The following is a 13871-nucleotide window of genomic DNA, read 5'->3' as shown; positions in this document are numbered from 1 at the left end:
AATGGATTTGGTCGCAGAACAGTAATTTTAACACAATAATACCCCTTAAGGGGTTATCAGTATCGATGCCCTTATAGGGCTTTATGCAAGCCTCCGGCTGGGCCGGAGGTCATGACTTTGCCCACATTTACCGTAATCCCTCTTTGATGATCGTTCAACGACTCAAAGGCGATGATTTTATGAGCAAGTTCGACTATGGCGCTGGCTTTGGCTTTGTCGGCATAAGCCGCATGGCCGGCTTTGCCTTTGACATCCAGTTTTGCGGAAATGATTCCTTTTCGCCCGGTGGCTATTTCTCCGGCAAGGCCTCCGGCTTCTAAAACAAAGGCAAACGCACTGTTTTTAGCCTCGTTTTCAATGAGTTTTGCGGAACTTTTTGAACCGATTTCTTCATCTGAGTTAAACAAGAAAGTGATGGGTATTTTTTCCAAAAGACCGGCAGACTCAAGGGCTTTAATGGCAAAAATTCCGGCGACCAGTCCTCCTTTCATATCACTCACCCCCGGGCCGTAACTGTTTTTGCTATCCTCCTGGTACCAATTGAAAGGGGTGTCTTCCGGAAAGACAGTATCCATATGGCCCACCAGAAGCACCTGCGTGCCGGGAGGGGTTTGGCGAAAAGACCGGAAAATCAGATGGTTTCCGAAGATTTTCTGCTCAACAACGTTACATAAAACCTTATTATGTTTAAATGCAGATTGTATCAGCCGGACGACACGGTCAATCCCTTTCTTATTAAAGCTGCCGCTTTGGATCAGCACCATTTCTCGAAGGAGCCTGAACATCTCCGGCTCCTGTGCTTTTAAAAAATCGCTGATGGTCTTATAAGTGGTCATGATGAATATTCGGCAAAAGAAAAGTTTGATCAGTGCAGATCTCGCGGTCTGCATCCGGATATTTTATTTCTTCAAACCGATTTTATTAATGTGAAATTAAAAGGTTATGGAATATATTTCTGAAAATAAGATATCTATTAAAATCAAAAGGCCTACAAAATTGTAAAATAATTGGTCAATAAGATACAATTATATAAGCTGGTAGAGTGAAAACTGCAAGAGAAAGCCGTGCCTGCCCAACAACTTTGCTGCCGGCAGGCACGGAAAAAGCAGCGTCATATATTACTGCTGTGCGTATGATGAAACTTCAAAGTCAGGGTAGGAGTTTCCACCATGTTCGGTGAAATCGAGACCTTCCGCTTCTTCTTGGGGCGATACCCTCAGACCGATGGTCTTGTCAATCAGTTTGAACATGATAAAGGCGGTTCCAAACGTCCAGAGAAAGCATGACCCTATACCGAGAAGCTGTACGCCTATGATTTTAGCAGAGGTCCCGCCCATGTTGAAAATGCCTGCTGCCAGGGTGCCCCAGGCACCGTTGACACCGTGCACCGATATGGCACCTACCGGATCATCCACCTTAATGCGGTCAAGAAAGATAACGGAAAGCACCACGATGATTCCGGCAATAGCTCCAATTATAACAGCGCTTAAAGGAGATACCGTTGCACAGGGTGCGGTAATGGCCACCAGGCCGGCCAGGCCTCCGTTAAGGCTCATGCCTATTTCCGGTTTGCCGAACTTGATCCAGGAGGTAAACATTGCCAGAACGGCGCCGGCTGCCGCAGCAAGGTTGGTGTTTACAAATATTAAAGCGATATCCTTATTAGCCGCTGTGGTTGATCCCGGGTTGAACCCGAACCATCCCAGCCACAGGATAAATACACCGAGGGCCGCCAAAGGCATACTGTGACCCAGAATCGGTTTTATTCCATCGCCTTTTATATACTTGCCAAGGCGTGGACCAAGTACTATGGCACCTGCCAGACCTGCCCATCCACCCACTGAATGAACCACGGTAGATCCGGCAAAATCAATAAAACCCAGCTTTTCCAGCCAGCCTTCTCCATTGAGAAGGCCTCCCCATGCCCAGCTTCCAAAAACCGGATAGATCAAAGCGCTTATGATCACACTGTATAAAAGGTACCCGGTAAATTTGGTTCTTTCCGCCATGGCACCGGATACGATGGTAGCGGCAGTTGCACAAAAAACCACTTGGAACATCCAGAAGGCCAGCACCCAGGGATCACCACCAGGGGTAAAACCGCTTAAGAAAAAACCGGAAGTTCCAAACCATCCTGTTTTTGTCGCACCAAACATAATACCAAAGCCTATGGCCCAGAATGCCAGTGAACCTATGGAAAAATCCATCAGGTTTTTCATCATGATGTTAATTGCGTTTTTTGCCCGTGTAAAACCACATTCAACCAGGGCAAATCCGGCTTGCATAAAAAATACCAGGGCTGCCGCCACCAGTGTCCATACATAATCAGCATGGGATTGTACCAGGTCAATGGCGTTTTTGTTTGATAAAACCGTTGGAGGCTCATCTCCGGCCCAGACGCTGGAAATGCCTATAGTGGTGAGTAATATTGTCAGAGCTATCCTTTTTTTCATCTTAACTTTCCTCCTTTTATAAATTTAAATGGCATCTTTGCCGGTTTCTCCGGTTCTGAGTCGGACAGCCTCCTCCACCGGTAATATGAAAATCTTGCCGTCGCCTATTTTTCCTGTATTGGCTTTTTCGGAAATGGTGGACACCACCTGATCGGTCATGGAAGCCTCTATAACAAGTTCGATTTTTACTTTAGGTACAAAATCCACCTGGTATTCCGCTCCGCGGTATGTTTCCTTGTGACCACGTTGACGGCCGAATCCTTTGACCTCACTTAAAGTCATTCCTTTTACACCTATACGACTCAAGGCGTCCTTCACATCATCGAGTTTAAACGGTTTAATAATTGCCTCAATTTTTTTCATTAACATGCTCCTTTTTTAGTAGGTATCTGTAAAACTAGTTCAATACATCTGTTTTGATCAGCCTTCATGAATGCTCAGCTAACCATAGAGCAAAGGGTGTGCCAAACAGTTAGATTAAGGGCGAAAGGGACTTAACCACTTGTAAACATGGATTAAAAAAAATCACAGGAGGGGAAAGCTAAAATATTAAAAATAACAAATATGAAATAATCAAAAGTATTAAATACAAATTTGTAATAATTAGTCAGAAAAATAACAAATATTATTTACAAAAACAGTCTGTATCGTTTACCGAGGATATGAATATTTGGGCTGTAAAAGTGACGAAAATTGTAAAAACCAGTTACAATTTTCGTCACTTTCAAGTTTTGCAGATTTTTCATATTCCTCTAACATTTTAAATTATTATGTAATTTCTATATTAAGCTATCCGGCATTATAATTGCAGTAAGCATTAATATTACGTTGATTGACTGCAAAACGCAGCCCAAACAGGTTGTGGTTGGTTTTCTGTTATGTTTCTCGGAAGTGCGGAAAAAGAGAATCCGGGTAACTAACAACTATATGCTTATTGAAACATATTTATTCTTAATTTGATGGAGTTACTATAAATAGTGAATTTTGGCGTATTATTTATCGAAGATAAAATATTTTTAACAGTGGCTTTTATCATCGCTTCTGTCCTGGCATTTTTACTTAATCCAAAGGCAAAGCACAGAATAAAATCTTGGCCTCCATTTTTTTTATACCTTGGGCCTTTGTTTAAGGAAGACGGAACGATGAGGAAGTACACCAAGAGCGGTATAGTCATATTCCTTCTATCATGGATTCCTTTGATATGGATTTTCGGATAACGGAGAACAATCGAGAAGAACCGGAACAACCATAAATAACAAATTATCATAAACAGAAGGCAGTGGATGGCTAAACGTTACTGCCTTCAGTTTTTAGAGTAAGTGAGATCCCCGGTAGAAACTTTCTTAAATCTTTTGCCGGGTCGTCTTGTCAGGGCGTAGCTGGAAGCGTAGACTGAAGCTGGAGGCGAAGCCTGGTTCAACCTACCCACCTGAGCAGTTACCAATAAGTTAAGCCTAATTGAAAACGAACTTGACTCCAAGTAAATATAATTATTGAATATTGTATCCATTTGATGATATATTATGACTGTTTTCCGGTAAGAAACCACAATATGAATGAAAATAGGATAGCCTTAAAATCGTGATGATATACGAGTCTGTATAATCACTTGTTAGAATTCTTCAATGAATAAAGAAATTGATGCATATACAATTCCACTTCTTAAGCAACCTGATAAATTAGGAAAAGCTCTTATTCCTATTGCTAAGTTGATGACTGAGGAAATGGCCTCAAAGCCTGATTGGGATTACAAAACAGGAAACCTTCCAACACCCAATTTTCCAAGACCCCTAAATATCTATTTCGACATTTGGGCGTTTTTAATGGATAGCAATGAAATAATAGCGAATTTGAATCTTGTTCTGAGCGATTTGAAAATGTTGCAGGAAGATCCTGTATTTTTTCAAAAGCAAGTATCTGGTGATCCAGTATTAAGATACAAGTTATTAGCAAGAACATATTTTTATGAATTTTTTAGGTTTAAAGAGTGCTTTACCTTTTTCTTGGCTCGTTTACGGAAAATTAACTGCATTAATTCAAAACATGCTAAAGAAATTAAATCCTTATTCTATTTTGTATTTGAACCAGCCCTTAATATTAGGAATACTATGATTCACAATAGATTTCTATGGGCTGGAGAAGGCCATCAAAGGCTCTGTGTAACTTTGAGTGCTGAGTCAGTAGGTGGCACTGTAATTGATAAAAAAACCGGTGCCATATATGATAAAACAAAAATACTTTCAGATATTGCTGATGATACAATCCAAATGTTCTTAGACGAAGGAGTTTCTGTAAAAAGTTATTTTGAAGATATTGTAGAATCAATAACAGAAATGGTACATAAGTCTGAAGGGCTGCCGGAAGTATAAGGCAAGTTATAATCACTGGAGCAGACAGCGAGAGAAAGGCGGATTTTCCTAAAACCAATTTTATAGTTGAACGAGTCTTTTGCGGCACAGTGTGTCTCGCTGCGGCTCAGTTCAAATGTTGTACAATAAGCAGGAATCAGAATGCCCTTTCAAGAAAGAATAAAGAAAGTTGCAGCTAATTTCCCAGGCATACTGGATTCAGACCGCCTTGAATTATTAAATGCGCAGCTAATTGGTCTGCAAAAAAAGGGTTTTTCCAAATTAGTAGACAATTTTTTATCGAATAAAAATCAATATACTATTAGACCCTTTCTTTTCGAAATTTATCTTTGCAGATGGTTTCTATCCCAAAATAAAATCAAAGGGATTGTATACGAACCAGATGATTTTGAAAGACCTCCTGAATTTGTATTCAATATTGATGACAAGCCCTTTCAAATAGAAGCAAAGGTGATTACTCAGTTTGTTAATGAAACTGTAAAAAAGAAATTAGTCAGCCAGATTGACCGGAGAATAGCATCCAAAACCAATAATGTTTTTGAGATCTGGCTTTCCGAAGATATTGAACCCAAAGATGTCAATAAAATCGTTGACTGGATCGCCGATGAGGGTGCCTCTCTAACTATAGGAAACAAAAAAGAACTCATTATAGAGGAAGAAACGGCAGCTTGGATTAAAGCAATCTATGAGAGTAATTCCGGTGGTAAGGTGGGGATTGAACATGTTTTAGGCATTGCCGATGGTTTGGCTCAGCAGATAGACACGGCGAATATCAAAGACAAAATATTTTCGAAGATAAAAAAATCTAACAGCAAATTCAAGTCACGATTAGGTGAAGATATTTACAGCTTCATTTTTATGACATGCGATTCAAATATATTTCTTTCAAAAGAAACTATTCAAGAAGCGCTTTATGGAAGGGAAGCGGTAGTTTCTTATAGAGATAAAGATAGCAAAATGCAATTTAAGGAAATTTTGCAGGATGATGGAATATGGAGCAAGGAAAGATATACAAATATTGACATGATTTTTTTCATTAAGCCTGGAACAGATTTACTAAAAGATACTTTTGAACCTTTTATTTTTCCAAATCCGCATAATGCAGAAAAAATAAGGAAAACACCCGAACCGTTCGGCAAAATGAAAATACATTTACCACCAACGATGTTAGGGCAAAGTATATTTGGCTATTGAAGGGCACAACAACGGAATTATCTCTGACTGAGATTTCGCTGAGCTTCATCTCAGCAGGTTATGCCCACGTTCATCTGACATAATTGGGTTTATTGCTAAGGAAGGATTAAATGGTAAAGGAAACGGAATCCAAGGACTCATTGGGTGTTGACAAGGGGTTGGTGGCAATGTTTCTCAAGATGTCTCCAGAGGAACGCTTACAGGCAAATAATAACGCGGTACGAACTATCTGGGAGTTAAGAGATGCCTATAAGCAACAAAAAAAAGAACGGTCCGGACCTAAGCGCAGTACTTGAGGGGCTAATAAAAGCCGACGTCAACTTTATTCTGGTCGGTGGTCTTGCGGCCGTTGTGCAGGGCGCGCCGGTTACTACGATGGACGTTGAAATTGTCCATAGCCGATCTTCCGAAAATATTGTCAAACTGCTTGTATTTCTCAAGTCAATTGGCGCATTTCATCGTCGCCTAGATGACAATATAATTGAACCAACGGAACGGGATCTTTCAGGAGAAGGCCATGCTCTGTTTTCGACCCAGTTGGGCTCCCTTGACGCCCTTGCTGCGATTGAGGAAGGGAAAACCTATGATGACCTACTTGAACACACAGTGGATGTTAAATTTAGAGGCCACACAATTAAGGTTCTCGATCTTAAGATGATGATCGAGCTTAAGAGAACCTCAACAGACCCCAAAGACAAACAGCGACTCCCAGTTCTGGAAGAAACACTTCGACAACTAAAGGAAGAGAATGGGGATGTGAGACGCCCCTAAAATTATAATACACAACCATCTGCCGAACTCTAACGGCTATATGGGGAGGATCAAATGAAAATAAATAAAGTCGACCATATCAGTATTGCGGTTAAAAATATAGCTGACGCTCGAAAAGCCTGGGAGCCGGTTTTGGGCAAATCCGGGCCGGATGACGAATACATCGATGAATCCGAAAAAATCAGGGTGGCCAGATACTGGCTTGGGGAGGTGGGTTTCGAGCTGATGGAATCTACAACACCCGATGGGTATGTTGCCAGGTTTATCGAAAAAAGGGGCGAAGGCGTCATGGTGATCAGCTTGAACGTGGACAACACCCGTGAGGCCATGGGGGAGCTGAAGCAGAAAGATTATCCCTTTATTGGAGGCGCCCGACAGTTTCGGGATTGTGAATTTGCCTTTGTTCACCCCAATAAGATGAACGGCGTCCTGCTGGAACTCATTGACGATAAGAGTGGGGAGTTCAAGGATAGTTAGCATGACTGAAGAGTAGAAAGCTTACACAAGGGCATTTATATAAATTATGAGGAGAATCCCGTGGAATTAGATCTATACCAGATAGACGCATTTGCCAGCCAACCCTTTGAAGGCAACCCGGCAGCGGTTTGTCCGCTAGATGAGTGGCTGCCTGATGAATTAATGCAATCCATTGCGGAAGAAAACAATTTATCTGAAACCGCTTTTTTCGTTCCCACCGGCGATGGATTTCACATTCGATGGTTCACCCCGACCAGTGAAGTGGATTTATGCGGTCACGCAACCTTGGCGTCGGCTTACGTGTTATTCAATATCCTCGGCTACAAAAAAAGGGGTCAAGTCCATTCATGACTTATTTGACCAGCAATGATAGGCAATCCAATTAATGAATGGGGGTCGGGCCACAGGAATATGTTGATATTATAGATAATACATTTAAAATTTGCGTCAAATAAGGCCTTAAAAGGGAATTTTGGGGGTACAAAACACACTTTTAAGAGAAAAGGCTAAGAATTTTTTTGAAATACTATTTAGTGTCTGCCGAAAACTCCTGTTTTCGAGCAGAAATTCGAATTCCCACGCTTCAGGAAAACACAAAACATTGATAAGAACAAAAGGATTTTGAGCTTATGGGGCTTTTTAAAATATTTTTCAATCAAGATCCTGAAAAGACTGAGCAGAGGGGTGATGCCTTTTTAAAGGCCTTAGATTGGGGCAGGGCGAAGCTTGAATTCGAAAAGGCCCTGGACGCATTGGAAAAAACATCGCCTGATGATGCTTCAGAAACAAGGCTTCGAGATAAACTGGTTCAGGCCAAAAGGGCCCTGGCACACGAACACAGGCAGGCCGGTGAAGAATTGATGGAGGCCGAATATTACGATGAGGCGAGGAAATATCTTCAATTGGCCCTCGACTTGACCCGGGACCCTGCATTGATATTCGCTGTTGAAAAGCTTATGCAGGAGATTGCACGCCTCACAGCCGGAGATATTCAAATGGAAGTGCCCCAATCTGACCGGACTCCCCTCGCCGATGACGAGACATACACCGGTGATCAGGACGATGAGACTTTTATGGCACTCTGCAGTGCACTGCCCGAAGAGATGCAGGAGGCCTACCTTTCCTATGGAGAGTCCTTTAAAACCGGTTATCTCGCGCTGAACCGGGGAGACTTTGATCTCGCAGCCGATGACCTGTCTCATGCCTTGGAGGAGAACCCTGCCCCGGATTCAATTATCCCCCTTGAGCTGGCCACGGCCTACCTGAACCTGGAGAAATTGGATGAAGCCCGCCGTCTGCTGGAGACCTTTCTCCAACATCATCCGGATGCCCTGCCGGGTTATCAGGTGCTTTGCGAGGTTTACTGGGAAATGGGGGCCTTTGATCAGGCTGAAACCCTTCTTGCCGATTGCCCGGATGACCTTAAAATCTCTTTGGCCTATGTCCTGCTCCGTGGCGAAACCCTGTCTCAGGCCGGGCGCCATCAGGAAGCCGCCTCCTTCTATCAGGATTTCATGGGGACATACGGATGGCACGAACCACTAGCGATTGCGCTTGCCGGCACATTGGAGACATTGGGAGACCTTGAAAGCGCCAGGGATCTGTATATCGAAATCATGGATCAGTGCCGCGGCTGTCATACCCGCATCGATCCTCTGATCAAACGAAGATTCGCAGATATCAGCTTTGATTTAGGCCATCATTCTTCAGCGATTATGGAAATGTATCTTTCCCTGGTTCAGGATGATCCGGAAAATGCTCCGTTATATTTTCAAAAGATCAGCCGAATATATGCTTCGATGGGAAATGAGGAGGAAGCACGCCGTTTCCGGGTATTTGCCCAACAGGCAGAAAATAGAAAAGGATAAAAGCACGGGGTCAAGGCTTGATTAGCGCATTTATTGGTTGCGGGACATTCTGTATTATATGAAAATTTAGCTTGACGAATGACGTAAGACGTCATATATATAAATATGATAAAAACTTTTAAATGCAAGGAAACGGAAAATCTTTTTAATGATTTAGATGTCAAAAGATTCAGAAGCATTTCCAAAATTGCACGAATAAAGCTTGAGGTTCTAAATGCGACCGTTTCATTAAACAGTTTGCGGGTTCCTCCGGGAAATCGACTTGAACAATTGAAAGGCAATAGAAAAGGTCAACATAGCATCAGAATTAATAATCAATGGCGTATTTGTTTCGTATGGAAGGATGAAAACGTCATAGAAGTAGAGATTGTTGATTATCATAAGGGGTAAAATAATGACCAAAAAATTATCTCCAATTACACCGGGTGACGTACTATTAGAAGAATTTCTTAGACCAATGAACATTACCCAGAGTCAGCTATCAAAAGATATTAATGTACCGGCAAATCGTGTTAGTCAAGTTATTCACGGCAAAAGAGAAATCACCGCTGACACTGCGCTACGCCTTGGTAAATATTTTGGGATAGAACCTGAATTTTGGTTGAATCTACAGGTGCGGTACAATATGAAAATAGCTCGAAGTAAGGTAGGAAAAAAAATTGAAAAAGAAGTAAAAGTGTATTTCCCACGTGCCGAAGTGTCTAATCAGGTCAATGCATAATTTCTTGATTTAACAGGCATTAAAGAGCGGCAAATCCGAACAACAACCCAAAAAAGGCAGAAGGCACAGAGGCAGAAGGCAGACTTCCGGTTCTTGTATTCTGAATTCCTAAACACTCTTCTTTAACTATTAACCGGTTTTTTAATGATAAAAAGAGACTTTTCGTTCAAACACTAGTTAATTAAAGTCCCGGAAATCTCTAAACATCTGCTACCGGATCTACTGCTCTCCGGTAAGCGGGTATTTTCCATATCTTAAAACAAAGAGGCTAAAATGAAAGTAAATAAAGTCGATCATATCTGCATTGCGGTTAAAAATATCGATGATGCACGAAAAGTCTGGGAGCCGGTATTGGGCAAATCCGGGCCGGATGACGAATACATCGATGAATCCGAAAAAATCAAGGTGGCCAGATACCGGCTTGGGGAAGTTGGTTTCGAGCTGATGGAATCGACCACGCCCGATGGGTATGTTGCCAGGTTTATCGAGAAAAGGGGCGAAGGCGTCATGGTAATCAGTCTTAATGTTGACAACACCCGTGAGGCCATGGGGGAGCTGAAGCAGAAAGATTATCCCTTTATTGGAGGCGCCCGGCCGTTTCGGGATTGTGAATTTGCTTTTGTTCACCCCAATAAGATGAACGGCGTCCTGCTGGAGCTTATTGACGATAAGGGCGGGGAGTTAAAGGAAACTTCGCAAAATGATGATTGAAAATAATTGAAGAAAGCCCATACTGAATTCATATATTTTTTGAGGAGAACCCATGGAATTAAACTTATACCAGATAGACGCATTTGCCAGCCGGCCTTTTGAAGGCAATCCGGCAGCGGTTTGTCCGATAGACGAATGGCTGCCCGATGAAATGATGCAATCCATTGCGGAAGAAAACAATTTATCTGAAACCGCTTTTTTCGTTCCCACCGGCGATGGATTCCATATTCGATGGTTCACTCCGACCAGTGAAGTGGATTTATGCGGTCACGCCACGCTGGCATCGGCGTACGTGTTGTTTAATATTCTCGGCTACAAGGGCAACCGGGTGGTGTTTGATTCCAGGTCAGGCATACTAACCGTGACCAAGGATGATGAGTGGCTGGTTATGGACTTTCCGGCGCAACCCCCTGTTTTGTGTGATATTCCACCGGAAATTGAAAAAGCTTTTGATACAACACCTGTTGAATGTCTGAAATCAGAAGATTATATGGTCGTTTTTGAGCGGGAAAGGGATATTGAAACGGCAAACCCGGATTTTGCGCAGTTACAAAAGCTGGATTTACGCGGGGTGATTATTACCGCAAAATCATCCGGCTATGATTTTGTCACCCGGTTTTTTGCTCCTAAATATGGCGTTTTCGAAGACCCGGTAACCGGTTCGGCATATACACAACTGGCACCCTATTGGGCATCCCAGCTTGGCAAAAAACGATTTAATGTCAAACAGGTTTCAGCAAGAGGGGGTGAGCTAAGCTGTGAGATCGTTGATGACCGGGTTCATATATCCGGCAAAGCTGTAAAATATATGGAAGGTAAAATCAAAATTGAAACATAAAAAATAATGGAACTTCATTTTAAAAAAGATAATGGTCCTGTAGACCAGGTTATTCAAGAGTTACTTGGGCTTTTAGGGAATATTACCCGCCCTAAAATCGTGCGAGAGATGATCATCGCATCTCTCAAAGCCGGTCAGGAAGATGACGGCGCAGTTGATCTGAAGCTGATGAATAACTCATTGAAAGAAATGCGTTTTACGGCGAAGGCTTTCGGACCTTACCGTCATGTTCGAAAAGTTGCCGTTTTCGGATCGGCCCGAACCTCGACAGAAGAAACCACTTACAAGATGGCCATTTCGTTAGGGCAGAAGTTAGCGGCATCAGGGTATATGGTCATCACCGGGGGTGGTCCCGGTATCATGCAAGCGGTCCATGAAGGTGCAGGATCGGAATACTCCTTCGGCGTGAATATTCGGCTTCCCTTTGAGCAAAAGGCCAACCCGGTCATTGATGGAAACCCAAAGAGCATAACCTATAAATATTTCTTTAATCGAAAAGTCGCCTTTCTGAAAGAATCCGATGCCATCGTGCTTTTTCCAGGTGGGTTCGGTACACTCGATGAGGGGATGGAGGCTCTTACCCTGGTGCAAACAGGTAAGCGCAATCCCGTGCCGATTCTCCTGGTGGACGAACCCGAAGGAACCTACTGGAAAAAATGGGCTGAGTTCGTTGAGGAAACGATTCTCTCGCAGGGCAATATCAGTAAATCAGATCTGGCACTGTTTGAGAGGATAGATTCAACCGATGTTGCTGTTGAAAGAATCAAACGCTTTTACTCCCGATATCACAGTTTAAGGTATATTGGCAATTTTCTGGTCATTCGGCTGCGCTCAGCAATCAGCCAACACAAACTAGAGGATCTGAGGAGTCGTTTTTCAGAGATCCTGAGACCCCAAGGAGAGATATACCTGTCGGGACCTCTTCCTGAAGAGATAGATGAACCCGAAATTAGAGAACTGCCCCGACTGGTGCTGGATTTCGACAGGAAACATTTCGGTGGACTAAAAGCACTCATTGATTCCATCAATAGCGATTGATTGAAGGTTGCCCAAAGCATCTGCCAGTTTATGCTACTATGATTTCAAATACTGCAATGCAGCAACTCACCGGGAGTTCTTTAAAAAAAAATGAATCTTTTGAAAGAAAAATAAAAGAAGAAAGGAGGAAATGAGATGCCTATATTCATGATGTTCGGCAAGTACTCGGCAGAATCATTAAAAGACATCAGCTCCGAACGGACAGACCGGGCGGTGGAACTGATCAATAAAAACGGTGGAAAGGTTATCTCCATGTACGCTGTGCTCGGAGAGCATGATCTGGTCTTTACACTGGAATTTCCCGATGCAGAAAAAGCGATGGCCACTTCGGTTGAATTAAACAAGTTGACAGGAATTTCCTTTACCACATCGCCGGTAGTGGAGGTCGAAAAGTTCGATAAGCTATTGGGTAAGGCAAAAGATATCTAAACCACCGGGAATTATCTTGGGACTTCAATGATCAGACGCCGCGTGGCTGATTATTAGCGTTCGCTTTCAAAGGCTTCGCAACACTTCAATGGCCGACGCGGGTTCGGGACGCACCGTATGATCGAGATTCACATCTGCGGCTTGAATCACACCGTGTGGATCGACAATAAAGCGTGCAGGCATGGGCAAGGGCCAGCTGTCATCCCCGTTGTATTTGGGAAGGTCGAATTTAAATACTTCCCCGTAAACCCATCGCATGCTTTCGGGCAGTGAAAAAGCGACGCCAAAAGTAGTGGCGACTGTATTACCACGGTCGCTAAGCACCTCAAACGGCAATCGGCGTTCTTTTACAAGTTCCCGGGAGTAGGATTGAAGCTGGGGCGATATCGCAACCAGAGATGCTCCAGCCGCTTGTATGTCCGTATAGCTTTCCCGCAGGGCTACCAGCTCTGCATTGCAGTAGGGTCACCATTTGCCGCGGTAAAACAGGATCACAAGTGGGCCTTTGGCCAAAAGATGCTTTGAACGAATCATGCTGCCGTCAGAATCGGGCAGGGTAAATGCCGGGGCGGTTTCACCGGTCTTTAATGCTTTATCCAATACCTTTCTTTTGGATAGCTCTTCATAGCCCTGTTTCATAGCGGTTGCGATCTCCGGTGTGATCATGGAAGCGGTCTGGGCCTTGATCGCCTCGAGTTGTTCCTTCAATGTCATCATAATAGCCTCTCCTGGTTTTGGTTATCATTGTGCTTAGCTGACCTTCCCACATGGTAGCAGCCGGTTTTAAATTGAGACATTCATTTTATTCGTTTTTTTCCTGCTGGTTTGCATCCCACTTTCCTTTTTTTCTTAAATTCTCTACGATGGAATCGGCCAACTCCATTAATTACAGAGCTAAACCCCCAGCTAAGCTGGGGAGAATGGCAAAAGCTATGCTGAGTATTTAAAAAATGCTCCTTTTGGATTAAAGGTAACAGCGCTGATTCTGTGACCAAAATCCAA

General features: G+C 43.1%; 16 protein-coding genes and 2 pseudogenes. 12 read left to right on the top strand and 6 right to left on the bottom strand.

Features of this window, described 5'->3' with window-relative positions; translation table 11 throughout:
• Positions 1–71: 71 nt before the first annotated feature.
• The 3 genes from SWH54_10800 to SWH54_10790 form a co-directional block, all read right to left on the bottom strand.
• On the bottom strand, positions 72–836 hold the full coding sequence (locus SWH54_10800) for a M20/M25/M40 family metallo-hydrolase (protein ID MDY6791741.1): 765 nt from the start codon (positions 834–836) through the stop codon (positions 72–74).
• Positions 837–1118: 282 nt separating this feature from the next.
• A complete protein-coding gene (locus tag SWH54_10795) occupies positions 1119–2453 on the bottom strand; it encodes an ammonium transporter (protein MDY6791740.1) in 1335 nt (444 codons plus the stop codon).
• 24 nt (positions 2454–2477) lie between these two features.
• The gene (locus SWH54_10790) at positions 2478–2816 is read right to left on the bottom strand and encodes a P-II family nitrogen regulator (protein ID MDY6791739.1); all 339 of its coding nucleotides are present in this window, start codon (positions 2814–2816) and stop codon (positions 2478–2480) included.
• Positions 2817–4078: 1262 nt separating this feature from the next.
• Between SWH54_10790 and SWH54_10785 the strand changes: the two genes are divergently transcribed.
• From SWH54_10785 to SWH54_10730, 12 genes and pseudogenes are all read left to right on the top strand, one after another.
• Positions 4079–4822, top strand: coding sequence for a hypothetical protein (locus SWH54_10785; protein ID MDY6791738.1), 744 nt, complete (start codon positions 4079–4081; stop codon positions 4820–4822).
• Between the two features lie 141 nt (positions 4823–4963).
• Positions 4964–6016, top strand: a complete 1053-nt coding sequence (locus SWH54_10780; protein MDY6791737.1) for a hypothetical protein — start codon at positions 4964–4966, stop codon at positions 6014–6016.
• 243 nt (positions 6017–6259) lie between these two features.
• The gene (locus tag SWH54_10775; GenBank protein MDY6791736.1) at positions 6260–6787 is read left to right on the top strand and encodes a hypothetical protein; all 528 of its coding nucleotides are present in this window, start codon (positions 6260–6262) and stop codon (positions 6785–6787) included.
• A gap of 54 nt (positions 6788–6841) precedes the next feature.
• Positions 6842–7264, top strand: coding sequence for a VOC family protein (locus SWH54_10770; protein ID MDY6791735.1), 423 nt, complete (start codon positions 6842–6844; stop codon positions 7262–7264).
• 60 nt (positions 7265–7324) lie between these two features.
• Positions 7325–7588, top strand: a pseudogene (locus SWH54_10765) (PhzF family phenazine biosynthesis isomerase).
• Between the two features lie 305 nt (positions 7589–7893).
• The gene (locus tag SWH54_10760; GenBank protein MDY6791734.1) at positions 7894–9132 is read left to right on the top strand and encodes a tetratricopeptide repeat protein; all 1239 of its coding nucleotides are present in this window, start codon (positions 7894–7896) and stop codon (positions 9130–9132) included.
• A 105-nt stretch (positions 9133–9237) separates the two neighbouring features.
• Positions 9238–9522 (top strand): type II toxin-antitoxin system RelE/ParE family toxin, encoded by a 285-nt coding sequence (locus SWH54_10755; protein MDY6791733.1) that lies wholly within the window; start codon positions 9238–9240, stop codon positions 9520–9522.
• Between the two features lie 4 nt (positions 9523–9526).
• Positions 9527–9853, top strand: a complete 327-nt coding sequence (locus tag SWH54_10750) for a HigA family addiction module antitoxin (protein MDY6791732.1) — start codon at positions 9527–9529, stop codon at positions 9851–9853.
• A 273-nt stretch (positions 9854–10126) separates the two neighbouring features.
• Positions 10127–10564, top strand: coding sequence for a VOC family protein (locus SWH54_10745; protein MDY6791731.1), 438 nt, complete (start codon positions 10127–10129; stop codon positions 10562–10564).
• Between the two features lie 52 nt (positions 10565–10616).
• The gene (locus SWH54_10740) at positions 10617–11402 is read left to right on the top strand and encodes a PhzF family phenazine biosynthesis protein (GenBank protein ID MDY6791730.1); all 786 of its coding nucleotides are present in this window, start codon (positions 10617–10619) and stop codon (positions 11400–11402) included.
• Positions 11403–11408: 6 nt separating this feature from the next.
• A complete protein-coding gene (locus SWH54_10735) occupies positions 11409–12440 on the top strand; it encodes a TIGR00730 family Rossman fold protein (protein MDY6791729.1) in 1032 nt (343 codons plus the stop codon).
• Between the two features lie 135 nt (positions 12441–12575).
• Positions 12576–12869 (top strand): GYD domain-containing protein, encoded by a 294-nt coding sequence (locus tag SWH54_10730; GenBank protein MDY6791728.1) that lies wholly within the window; start codon positions 12576–12578, stop codon positions 12867–12869.
• A 66-nt stretch (positions 12870–12935) separates the two neighbouring features.
• Here the strand turns inward: SWH54_10730 and SWH54_10725 are convergent.
• The 3 genes and pseudogenes from SWH54_10725 to SWH54_10715 form a co-directional block, all read right to left on the bottom strand.
• Positions 12936–13322, bottom strand: a pseudogene (locus SWH54_10725) (redoxin domain-containing protein).
• A 12-nt stretch (positions 13323–13334) separates the two neighbouring features.
• A complete protein-coding gene (locus SWH54_10720; GenBank protein MDY6791727.1) occupies positions 13335–13586 on the bottom strand; it encodes a hypothetical protein in 252 nt (83 codons plus the stop codon).
• An 80-nt stretch (positions 13587–13666) separates the two neighbouring features.
• On the bottom strand, positions 13667–13871 hold a 205-nt coding region (locus tag SWH54_10715; protein ID MDY6791726.1), incomplete at its 5' end, for a hypothetical protein.

This window comes from Thermodesulfobacteriota bacterium (assembly GCA_034189135.1).
Lineage (GTDB): Bacteria > Desulfobacterota > Desulfobacteria > Desulfobacterales > JAUWMJ01 > JAUWMJ01.
The sequence above is the reverse complement of the archived record's forward strand: the minus strand, read 5'-3'. Positions and strand labels throughout refer to the sequence as shown.